This is a genomic window from Luteibacter sp. P4_E6, from assembly GCF_056401535.1.
In genome coordinates this window covers 1-10,916 of record NZ_JBFUJE010000106.1, presented here as the reverse complement: position 1 = coordinate 10,916, position 10,916 = coordinate 1, and the positions used below count along the sequence as shown (strand labels likewise).

General features: G+C 65.9%; 12 protein-coding genes. 3 read left to right on the top strand and 9 right to left on the bottom strand.

Features of this window, described 5'->3' with window-relative positions; genetic code table 11:
• Window positions 1-2: 2 nt before the first annotated feature.
• The 9 genes from AC1DT2_RS08990 to AC1DT2_RS08950 all read right to left on the bottom strand — a co-directional run bounded on the left by AC1DT2_RS08990 (window position 3) and on the right by AC1DT2_RS08950 (window position 8,518).
• Window positions 3-830 (bottom strand): hypothetical protein, encoded by an 828-nt coding sequence (locus AC1DT2_RS08990; protein WP_477295918.1) that lies wholly within the window; start codon window positions 828-830, stop codon window positions 3-5.
• 1 nt (window position 831) lies between these two features.
• A complete protein-coding gene (locus AC1DT2_RS08985) occupies window positions 832-1,386 on the bottom strand; it encodes an RNA polymerase sigma factor (protein ID WP_477295917.1) in 555 nt (184 codons plus the stop codon).
• Window positions 1,387-1,454: 68 nt separating this feature from the next.
• On the bottom strand, window positions 1,455-3,266 hold the full coding sequence (locus AC1DT2_RS08980) for a vWA domain-containing protein (protein ID WP_477295916.1): 1,812 nt from the start codon (window positions 3,264-3,266) through the stop codon (window positions 1,455-1,457).
• 88 nt (window positions 3,267-3,354) lie between these two features.
• Window positions 3,355-4,845, bottom strand: coding sequence for a GGDEF domain-containing protein (locus tag AC1DT2_RS08975; protein ID WP_477295915.1), 1,491 nt, complete (start codon window positions 4,843-4,845; stop codon window positions 3,355-3,357).
• A gap of 63 nt (window positions 4,846-4,908) precedes the next feature.
• Window positions 4,909-5,580, bottom strand: a complete 672-nt coding sequence (locus tag AC1DT2_RS08970) for an NAD-dependent epimerase/dehydratase family protein (protein WP_477295914.1) — start codon at window positions 5,578-5,580, stop codon at window positions 4,909-4,911.
• Window positions 5,581-5,590: 10 nt separating this feature from the next.
• Entirely contained in the window at window positions 5,591-6,454 is an 864-nt protein-coding gene (locus AC1DT2_RS08965; RefSeq protein WP_213950182.1) for an SDR family NAD(P)-dependent oxidoreductase, read from the bottom strand.
• 74 nt (window positions 6,455-6,528) lie between these two features.
• Window positions 6,529-7,194 (bottom strand): TetR/AcrR family transcriptional regulator, encoded by a 666-nt coding sequence (locus tag AC1DT2_RS08960; RefSeq protein WP_477295913.1) that lies wholly within the window; start codon window positions 7,192-7,194, stop codon window positions 6,529-6,531.
• 35 nt (window positions 7,195-7,229) lie between these two features.
• Entirely contained in the window at window positions 7,230-7,964 is a 735-nt protein-coding gene (locus AC1DT2_RS08955) for an anti-sigma factor (protein WP_477295912.1), read from the bottom strand.
• On the bottom strand, window positions 7,961-8,518 hold the full coding sequence (locus AC1DT2_RS08950; RefSeq protein ID WP_213950185.1) for a sigma-70 family RNA polymerase sigma factor: 558 nt from the start codon (window positions 8,516-8,518) through the stop codon (window positions 7,961-7,963). Before AC1DT2_RS08950 ends, AC1DT2_RS08955 begins: the two co-directional genes overlap by 4 nt.
• 143 nt (window positions 8,519-8,661) lie before the next feature.
• Here AC1DT2_RS08950 and AC1DT2_RS08945 point away from each other — a divergent pair, with 143 nt between their 5' ends.
• The 3 genes from AC1DT2_RS08945 to AC1DT2_RS08935 all read left to right on the top strand — a co-directional run.
• Complete coding sequence (locus AC1DT2_RS08945; RefSeq protein ID WP_477295911.1) at window positions 8,662-9,423, top strand: hypothetical protein; 762 nt, start codon at window positions 8,662-8,664, stop codon at window positions 9,421-9,423.
• A gap of 65 nt (window positions 9,424-9,488) precedes the next feature.
• On the top strand, window positions 9,489-10,448 hold the full coding sequence (locus AC1DT2_RS08940) for an acyl-CoA desaturase (RefSeq protein WP_477295910.1): 960 nt from the start codon (window positions 9,489-9,491) through the stop codon (window positions 10,446-10,448).
• A 2-nt stretch (window positions 10,449-10,450) separates the two neighbouring features.
• Window positions 10,451-10,916 (top strand): FAD-dependent oxidoreductase (locus tag AC1DT2_RS08935; RefSeq protein ID WP_477295909.1); only part of this gene is annotated, 466 nt, incomplete at its 3' end.

The window sequence follows — 10,916 nt, the reverse complement described above, 5'->3', positions numbered from 1 at the left end:
GTTCAAGGGTTCAGGTCACGCAGGTCTTGGGGCAGGTCGTAGTGCGGATAGCGTTGGCGAAAATCTTTCAGCTCGCGCAGGGCCCGGGCACGGTCGCCGCTGCCCAGAAGGCGGCGGATTTCGCCGATGCGGTCGTCCGGACCGAGGCTGGCGGCGCTGTCTGCTTCGACACGCGCCGGGGCAGACATCGTCTGGCGCAGCATGCCGGAAGCTGCCGGACGGGCCATCTCGTACTGCTCTGACGCAGGTTGCTGCGGTGCCGGGGCAGGGGCGGCGGAAACGGTGACTGGCTCGGGAGCGGGCGGCGACGCCGGAGCGGATGGTGTGGGCGGTTCTGGCGGTGCGGCGGGGGCGGGCGCAGACGGTGGCGGTGGCGCCAATACGCTCTTCGCTGCGAACGTAGGTATCGCGGTGCGAGCGACGTGTGCGCGTAGCGTAGGTTTCGCCGCTGAAGCGGCTCCCACAGAAACAGCAGGTTCGCGTGCCGCCGGTGTAGGAGCCGCTTCAGCGGCGATGCTCTTCCCCGCCAGCTTGTCCGCAGCAACCGGCCATGCGGCTGGGGCTGCGGCCGGGGGCATCGACCTTGGCGCAGGCTGCTGTTCGCGAACCTGCCAGGCGACGCCTACGGCGAGGACGAGCACCGCGGCGGATGCCATGGCAACGGGCCAGCGTGGACGACGATTCACCGGTGTCGCACGCGCGGCTTCGGCGAGAACGGCCGCATCGAGGGATGCGTCCGGTTCGACCTTGGGCAGGCGTGCGTACAGCGCGGCGAGTTCGTGCTCGTCGGGCAGATCGTCGTCGCTGGGCGGGGGAGTGGTCGGGTTCATGTCATTCGGCAACGAGTTCGCGGATCCGGGCCATGGCGTAGCGAAGCCGCGATTTTGCGGTTTCACGGCCCACACCGGTGACGGCGGCGATGTCCTCCAGGGAAAGTTCGTTCTCCATGCGCAGCACGAAAGCCGTGCGCTGTTCGTCGGGCAGGCTCTCGATGGCCCGCTGCATGCGCCGACGCAGTTCGAAGTCCGACAGCGCGTGCTCGGGTTGTTCGCGTTCCGGTGCGGCCTGTGTCGCAAATACGGCTTCGGTTTCCTCCGCACCGGCCTGTGGCCGTTGCTTGCGGAAGCTGTCGATCGCCAGGTTGTGCGCGATCTGCAGCAGCCACGTGCTGAACTTCGCTTCGACACGATAGCGCTGACGGGCCGCAATCACACGGCTCCAGGTTTCCTGGAAGAGCTCGTCCGCGGCCGCGCGATCCTTCACTGTCTTGAGGAGGAACCGGTAGAGCGGGCCCTTGTGCCGCGCGTAGAGCTCCGTGAAGGCAGCCGCGTCCCCACCCACCCAGGCGAGCATCAGTTCGCCATCGTCGGCCAGGGGTGCATCCATGGCCGGGGAGGGTAAGGCATTCGGGTGGTATTCGGCGATGGGCAGGGTCGTGGTTCCGTTGGATCGCCTCAGCGAATGAACGCCCCGGCCACCGGCTGCTCGGTCTGCATCCCGCCCGCCAGCGCCGCCAGCCTCGCCATACCCGCGCGGTAGCCGCCCTCGTCCTTTCCAATCGACTCACGTGCCAGTGCGGCCGCCTTGTCGTACCCGAAGCCATCGACGTATTTCCCGCCACGCAGGTTCTCGGCGAAGGCAGCCACGGCGGCGGCGAAGCGCAGTCGTTCGCTGGGTGCCGTGGCGACGCGTGCGGACAGCGGCTCTTCGATCAGCTTGCTCGTGTCGCCATCGGGTGCCTTGTAGCGAAGACGGAGGAAGGCCAGCTCGTTGCCTTTCGCCGCAGTTGGCGCCTCGCTGCCGTAGCGCAGGGGATCGATTCGGGCGCCTGGCGCACCCTTGAGCGTGATCTCGTAGAGCGCGGTGACATTCGCCCCGGCGCCGATCTCGCCCGCGTCGACGGCATCGTTGTTGAAGTCCTCACGGGCCAGTACGCGCTTCTCGTAACCGATGAGGCGGTATTCGGCGACCACTCCCGGATTGAACTCGACCTGGATCTTCACATCCTTCGCGATGGTCATCAACGTGGCCGACATCTCGTCGACCAGGACACGCCGGCCCTCGTCCAGGCTGTCGATGTAGTGATGACTGCCGTTACCGACATCGGCGAGTTCCACGGCCATTTCGTCGTTGTAGTTGCCCTCGCCAAAGCCGAGCGTAGTCAGTGCGACGCCGCTCTTGCGCTTCTCGGCGATGCGATCCTTGAGTGCCTGCACACCGGTCAGACCGACGTTGAAATCGCCATCCGTCGCGAGGATGACGCGGTTCACGCCGCCCTTGATGTAACCCTTCGCTGCCTGCGCGTACGCAAGGTCGATGCCTGCGGCGCCGTTCGTGGAACCGCCGGCACCCAGTGCATCGATGGCGGCGGTGATTGTCGCGTGCCGATCGCCCGGCGTGGAGGGTAGTGCCACGCAGGTGGCACCGGCATAGGTCACCAGGGAGACGCGGTCCTGTGCGCGGAGCTTCGGCACGATCTGCTTCAGCGACGCCTTCAGCAAGGGGAGCTTGTCGGGCTCGTCCATCGACCCGGAGACGTCGACGAGGAAGACCAGGTTGGCAGCGGGGATCTCGCTGGGTGGCACCTTGTAGCCCTGGATGCCGACCATCAGCAGCTGGCGGCTGCTATTCCACGGCGCGGGTGCCAGTTCGGTGGTCACGCTGAAAGGCCGCGAGCGGTCCGTCGGCGGTGCATAGCCGTAATCGAAGTAGTTGATGAACTCTTCCGTTCGCACGGCGTCCGCGGGGGGCAGGCGTCCTTCGTTGAGCATGTGTCGCACGTTGGTGTACGAGCCGGTGTCCACGTCGATGCTGAAGGTCGACACCGGGTCGTCGGCGGCGAGGTGCACCGCATTAGCGTCGCGATGTCTGTAGTTGTCGCGATCCTCAGGCTGGGCTGGCGCGAGCCCGAGGACGACCACGCCCCCGCCGACCCGCGGCCGCATGACCTGGGACTTTGCCATGGCCGGCGAAGCAGCGACCCGGCCGATCGCATCCGCTTCCGCGACCGGTTCGGGAGCCGGCGCCGCGGCGGGCGCAGGCAGTGACATCACGCGCGCCACGGGCGCGACCTGCCGCGCGACCATCGGGATCGGAAAGGGGCGTCCGGGCCCATAGCCGCGAACGGCTTGCTCGCAGGGCGCGTCGTTGATAACGGCCGGCTCAGCCGCCACGCGCTGGCGGGAGGATCCATCGGAAGCGGCGCTACCCGCGGCGGCGACGAGCCCGGCAAACAGCAGTGGAAGGGTGATGCGTAGCCTATTCATCGTGCGTGGCCTCGTGGGGGACATGCAGATGAAACGTGGCCAGCGCGAAAAGGGGTTAAATCGCGTTCGACGATATGTCCGGGACGACTCAGGCGCGCGAGGGCTCCAGCCGCGCATCGCCTTGCGCGCCGATGCGGTTACGTCCGGAATTCTTCGCTCGGTAGAGCGCGCGGTCGGCGGCGTTGAGCAGATCCAGCGGGCCACCGTTGGCATTGGCCAGCAAGGTGGCGACGCCGATGGTGATGGTCAGCACGCCGAACGGGCTCAGCGGATGCGCGATGCCTTGCGCTTCAACCTGCGAACGCAGGTCTTCGGCTAGTGCCACCGCGTCAGGCAAGCGGGTCCCGGGAGCGATCACGGCGAATTCCTCGCCGCCGAAGCGGGCGATGAAATCGCCGGCACGCAGGCCGCGACCGGAGAGGACGGAAGCCAGCGCACGCAGACAATCGTCGCCGGCAAGATGGCCATAGCGGTCGTTGTATTCCTTGAAGAAGTCCACGTCGACCATCAGCAGGGCGATCGGCTCGCGCTGGGCGGGTCGGTGCCATTCGCGCAGGAGGCGTTCGTCCAGCGCGCGACGGTTGGCCAGCCCGGTCAGGCTGTCGGTGAACACCAGCCCCTGCAGCTCGTCGCGGCTGCGCGAGAGGCGGTATTCCTCCTCGACGAGATCGACCTGGGCCAGCGTACCGCGCAGGCCGATGCCGATCACCGCGGCGATCGCGCCACCGATACCGAGCGACGGATAGACCGGAATGACCATCAAGCCGAAACCCAGCACGCTCATGGCGAGGAAGGTCGGACTGGCGCTCTGCACGAAGCGGATCAGATACACCGGTGGGTGCCAGTGTCGCTGGGGTTGCCGCGTCATCGTGACGATGAACAGCGCGAGGAAGGGCAGGTCGAGCAAGGCATCCCAGGACGACGTGCCGAAGTCGGGATGGCCGTTGAGGGCGACGTAATGGTTGTACGAGAAACCGGATATCGCGTACACGACGAAGAACGCCATGACCGCGCGGAAAAACGCGTGATCGTCGGCGCGGTCGGTGGCGACGAAGCGCAGCAGCGCGGCGACGGCCAGGCACACGTTCTCGAAGTCGAGCATGTAGGCCACGTCGACGGCTTGCTGGGGGCCGACCGCGCCTTCCAGGGTCACGATGGAGAACGTGCGGATGTAAAACAGCACGCCGAGAAGGCCAGCCAGCACCAGGTCGATCGCCATCGCCCACTTCTTGCGTGCCGCGACCGGTGCGGAGGAAACGGCGACGAGCACCGGCAGCACGTACAGGATGTAGAAGAACATGCTGTCGCCGGGAGCGGGGTTGGAATTGTCCAGCACGTAGTTCTGCCTGGCCGACAGCGACATGCCGATTGTCCATAACCCCAGGCTCGCCAGCAGCAGCCACCAGCGGTGGTCGCGAGGGGTGCCTGACCGCATCCAGGCACGCCACGCGCTACCCATGGCAAGGGCGGCGACCGAGAAGAAAAACGTGTACGAGATCGCCATGCCGCTGGCGGGCAGGACGGCCAGCGCGRCCGCGTGGGCTGCGACGATGGCCGCCGCGGCGATGAGTGCTTTCATGGCGTGACTCCCCCGACCTGCAACGCACTCATCATATCGGCCGTGGAAGCAAGAAGTTGAGGTTTACTTCCGCCGCACCACCTCTTCGATGTCCTGCGTTTCGAGGACGGTCTTCGGATAGCCGTGCCGTGCCAGCGCGAGCAGGGCACGGCCGATCGTTTCCGTGGTTGCCACCTTATGCGGCATGAGTGCCCGGAAAAGGGGCAGTATCGGAGCCAGTAGCGGGTAAATCATCCGGTAGGCACGCGTGCGGGATCGCGCGCCGTGCCTGGCCTGGATGATCCCGGGCCGGATGACGTGGGTGCGTTTGAACGGTAGCCGTGCCAGGGCATTTTCGGTACGTCCGCGGACCCGAGCCCACATCGTTTTGCCGGATTCGCTGCTATCGGCACCGGCGCCGGACACATAAACGAAGGACATGCCAGGGTTCAATCGGGCAAGCGTGGTCGCAGCGCCCAGGGTCATGTCGTAGGTGAGGTGCGTGTAGGCGGCCTCGTCCATACGGAATGAGCTCACGCCAATGCAGAAGAAGCAGGCATCGAAACCGCCGAGACGATCCTCGATGGCGCGATAGTCGAAGAGGTCGGCGTGGACCAAGTCGGTGAGCCTGGGATGGCTCTCGCCGCTGGGTGATCGCCCGATGGCGACCACCTCGCTCACGTCGGGCGCCAGCAGGCACTCGCGAAGCACACCCTGGCCGACCATGCCGGTGGCGCCGAACAGCAGGATCCTCATGGGTGTGTCCTCAGTAGGCAGGAAAGGCGGGAAGGGCGGCGGTGGCGCCGATATCGGTCGAGCGACTGATCGCCAGCCAGCGCTCATCGGTTTCGCGACGTGCCTGCTCCGCCTCGCCCGCGTACTTCGCCGCGTCGCTACCCAGGAGCAGGCGGACCGGTGGACGCGGATGCGCGGCAAGGCGAAGTACCACCTCGGCGACACGCACCGGATCGCCGGTCTCGTTACCGGCGTACCCGGACAGCATGTTGCGGAGGGCACCGACCGTGCTCTCGTAATCGGGCAGGAATGGCGGGAGGTCAGCGCCCGCGCGGCGCGCCCAATCGGTGCGCATGCCACCCGGCTCGATCGCCGTGACGTGCACGCCCAGCGCGCCGAGCTCAGTGGCGAGCACTTCGGAAAGTCCGCCGACCGCCCATTTCGCGGCCTGGTACGCCGACATGCCGGGCATGCCGATACGGCCACCGACTGAAGAGACGTTGATGACACGGCCGCTACGACGCTCGCGCATGTGGCTGACGGCGGCGCGGGTGAGGTTGACGACACCGAACAGATTGGTCTCGATCTGCGCGCGGTAGTCGGCAGACGACATCTGTTCGAAGGGAACGAGCTGGCCGTAGCCGGCGTTGTTGACCAGCACATCGAGCTGGCCGAACGCGTCGAGCGTGAAGCGTACGGCGTCGATACACGCGGCCTCGTCGGTGACATCGAGCGCCGTGACTTTAAGCGTCTCGGGGAAGCGGCTGCGGAGATCGTCGAGCGTCTCGACGCGTCGCGCGGTGGCGACCACGCGATGGCCAGCGGCGAGTGCCGCTTCGGCGATATCGCGACCGAGACCGGCGCCGCTGCCGGAAATGAGCCAGACCTGTGACATGGAGAATCCTCGTTATAGTGAGTGAGTACACACTCGATTAATGGTTCAGGAAAAACCTGGATGGAAAGGGCGACTCAGGCGGACCCGATGGCGCGCCAGATGGCTTCGAAGCCGGCCCGCCGGTAGTCGCTGGCTTCAGCGGTGTTCTTTGCCATGAATTGCAGGGTCGTTTCCGCGACGGCGGTGATGATGCCGGCCATGAACCCGATCGGTTGCCCGTGACGCAATACGCCCGACGCCATCCCCTCGTCGAACAAACCGGCGATATCCCCGAACACACGTTCACCTTCGACGCGCGTGGACGCCGTAATGCGCTCGGACACCGTGAGCTGGGACATCGCGACGCGAAGGGCGGGTTCGGCCATGCCCCAATCGAGGTAACGATTCCAGACATGTTCGAAGCGCTCTTCGATCGGGGCACGCGAGGGATAGCCCTCATACATCGTGTCGCGCAGGCTGTTTTTCGCGCTCAGGTAGAGCTCGTTGAGCAGGATGTCCTTGTCCGCGAAGTAGGTGAAGATCGAGCCTTCGGCCACCCCGGCCCGCTTTGCGATCAGCGCGGTCGGGGCGCCCATGCCGCGTTCTGCCACGGCTTGCGCGGCGGCGGCGAGGATGGCGGTCCGTTTTTCTTCGCTTTTGAGGCGGGCCATGGGGCATCTATAATAAGTGAGTGCTTGCTCATTATGGAGGCGTGTGGGGATATTGCAAGCACCCCATCGCCGATGAATCGGCTCATACAAGGAGCTAACAGCAATGAGCGACGCTGTATGAAGCGTCAGGCGGCGCGGATGGCGCCCTTGGCGATGACCGGACCGGTGGGCTGACCGGTGGGAGAGCCACCGACCGGTTCCAGGGAGACCGCGAGCGCGGCTGTCGGGCCGAGGCGGTCCAGGAGCGCCTTGGCCAGATGGAAGCGCTTCGGATCGCCGGGCGGGAAGACGCCGACGGAAATCGGTGCGCCGCCGGCCGGAATCAGCCATAGCTCGGTGTTGCGGTCCGAGGCGACGGCGGCCGGGCTGGCCGGCACGACGAGTAACTCGGAACGGTCGATGTCCATGGTGGCCGTCCAGCCGGCAACGCCGTTGTCGCCGGCGATGGTGGAGACCATGAGGACCGAGGGATGCGTGGCGATGGGCGGAGGCAACTGCCGGGTCATGGTGATCACCAGCAGGCAGGCGGCCACCGCCGTGGCGCCGACACCGATCCAGCGCCACAGGCCCAGACTGTCCCAGACACTCGTGCGGGGACGCGACGATTCGCGTGACGGCGTGCCCGCGTCGAAGGCGAGGCGACGACGGATGCCGGCCCAGACATGGGCGGGAGGCGCGATGTCGGTGATTTCCAGGGCCAGCGGCGTGACGTGGCGCTGCCACAACGCCACGGCCGCCGCGGCCTCGGGGCTGGTCTCGACTTCCCGTGCCACCGCGGCTCGCGCGTCGGCATCGAGCAACCCGAGTGCGTACTCGGCGTAGCGCAGGTTGTCTTTGTCGGATTCGAAGGTGCTGTTCATGGATTAAGACACGCCCTGAGTTGCAGGAGACCGCGACGAATCCAGCTTTTCATGGTGCCCAGGGGCACCTTTGCACGTTCCGCCAACTCGTTATACGTAGCGCCGCCAAAAAAAGCTTCACGAATGGAGCGGCGCTGCTGGGTTTCCAGTTCGGCCAGGCAGGCCTGCAGATGTCGATACTCCTCGTCGCTCTCCGCGCCATGCGCGGGGCCGGGACCGTCGTCGACGAGGGTCTCCCAATCGACCTCGACTGGACGCAGGTCGGGACGCTGGCGCAGCCGGTCGATGGCCTTGTTGCGGGCGACGGTGACTAGCCAGGTGAGAGCGCTGGAGAGTTTCGCGTCAAAGCTGCGGGCGCGTTTCCAGACGGTGACGAAGGCTTCCTGAAGCACCTCTTCGGCCTCCTCACGGTCGCCCATCAGCCGCACGCAGACGCCGAACAGTCGCGACGAGGTGCGCCGGTACAGCTCTTCAAACGCGCGCTGGTCTTCCTCCGCGGTACGTTGCAACAGTCGATTCAGCTCGTCGCGATCGGCGGGGCTGGTGGCTGGCATGCGTGGGTCCTTAAGGCGGGCGGGCGGTCGAACAGTGCAGGCCGATCTATAACATGACCGTGGTGAGCGCGTCGCGATCCGCATCCGCCCTTCACATCTTCTCGTATCCACTGTCACGCATTACCGCCGAGGACGAGCACTCCGTGAGGCTACTTTCATCCGCTCCGATGGTCCCCTTCGCCGCGGCCGCCTGCCTGGCCAGCGCCTCCGCCCCTGCCGCCACCGAGCGCTTTGTCGGCGATGCGTACGCGCCTGACAACGGGCAGCTGTTGTACCGCGAGGTCCATACGGTCGGTTCGGGGCGCCAGGTCGTGCAGTACCAGTGCCCCGACGGGAAGGCGTTCGCGCGCAAGGTTCTCGAGGGCGGTGGCACGGTCATCGGACCGGACTTCAGTTTTGTCGACGCGCGTACCGGCGATGCGGAGGGCGTGCGCTCGAACGGGGGTGCCCGGAGCGTTTACGCCAAGCGTGGTGCGGGTGGAGAAGTCGCCAAGCCCCTGCCGGACAAGAAGGACGGCGTGATCGACGCGGGCTTCGACGTTTACGTCCGTGCCCACTGGGATAGCGTCGGCAAGCGGGGGGACGGTATTCCCTTCTTGTTGCCGGGCCGCTTCGCCTTCTACGACGTGCGCCTGGTGGACGGGCAGACCAGCGGCGGGGTCCGGCGCATGACGATGAAGCTCGATGCCTGGTACGCCTTCGCGGCACCCACGGTCGTGCTCAGTTACACCACGACCGACCGCACCCTGCGCCGCTTCGAGGGCATGGGCTCGATCCGGGGGGAGAACGGCAAGCTTCGCCCCGTACGTATCGAATTTCCGCCGGACAAGCGCGAAGGCAACATCGCCGACGCCGCCGTGGACGAGGCGCTGGCCACGAAACTCGACGGTCGCTGCACCATCTAGGCCAGGTTCGTGCATCCGTAACCCGTAACGCCCCGTATAGGTAAGGGAACACCACGGGAGCCCGCATGAACGTCCGCCTCAACGCCACGCCCGAGCCACCCCCGGTGGCACTTCGCGTCGGTACCCTGCGCCGATGGTTCGATACCTCTGGCGCCGCGTCGGTCGACGCATCCCGGGGCGACCGTATCGACTGGCTCCGTGCGTCGCCGTTCGTGGTCATGCATCTGGCGTGTATCGGGGCCCTCTGGACGGGCGTGTCGACCGTGGCGATCTGCGTGGCGGTCGCACTGTATGCGGTCAGGATGTTCGCCTTAACGGCGTTCTACCACCGCTATTTCTCGCATCGCACGTTTCGCACGTCGCGTCCGGTGCAGTTCTTCTTCGCCCTGATCGGCGCAAGTTGCGTACAGCGGGGCCCGTTGTGGTGGGCTGCTCATCATCGCCACCACCATCGTCACACCGACACGCCGCTGGATCCCCACTCGCCGGGCGTTCATGGGTTCCTCTGGAGCCACGTCGGCTGGTTTCTGACCCCCAACGGGTTCCGTACCGAGATCGAGCGCGTGCCCGACCTGGCGAAATATCCGGAGCTGCGTTGGCTGGACCGCTACGACACGGCGGTCCCTGTGCTGCTCGCCGTCGCGCTATTCGGCCTCGGCAAACTTCTCGAGCATGTGGCGCCGGGCCTCGGCACCAGCGGTTGGCAGATGCTGGTGTGGGGCTTCTTCATTTCCACCACCATCCTCTTTCATGCCACGGTGACGATCAACTCGCTCGCGCATCGCTTCGGTCGCCGACGCTTCGATACCGCAGACGACAGCCGCAACAACGTGTGGCTTGCACTGCTGACGTTCGGCGAAGGCTGGCACAACAACCATCACTTCTTTCCCGGCACCGTGCGTCAGGGCTTTCGCTGGTGGGAAATCGACATGACGTACTACGGTCTGCGCGTGATGGCGTGGCTGGGTCTGGTCCATGACCTCAAACCTATCCCCGCCTGGGTCGCCGCGAAGGCGAGGGGCTGACGATGCGCGTTGCCGTCATCGGCTCGGGCATCGCGGGGCTCGCCTCGGCGTGGTTGCTATCGCGCAAGCACGAGGTGACCCTGTTCGAAGCCAATGATTACCCGGGTGGGCATACGCACACCCATGACATCCGGCTCGATGGCCGCGACTACAGGGTAGACACGGGTTTCATTGTGCATAACCGCGCGCATTATCCGTTGTTGTCGGCCTTGTTCGATGAGCTGGGGGTGGCGACCCAGCCGACCGCCATGAGTTTTTCGGTGCGCAACCAGGCCAGCGGTCTCGAGTACAACGCCGCCAACCTCGATACCTTGTTTTGCCAGCGTCGCAACCTGCTCTCACCGCGTTTCCTTGGCATGATTCGCGACCTGATGCGTTTCTACCGCGACGCCCCTCGTTTGCTCGATGAGGCCGGCGACGGTCCCACGCTCGGCGAGTACCTGGAACGGGGTGGCTACGGTGTGGCAT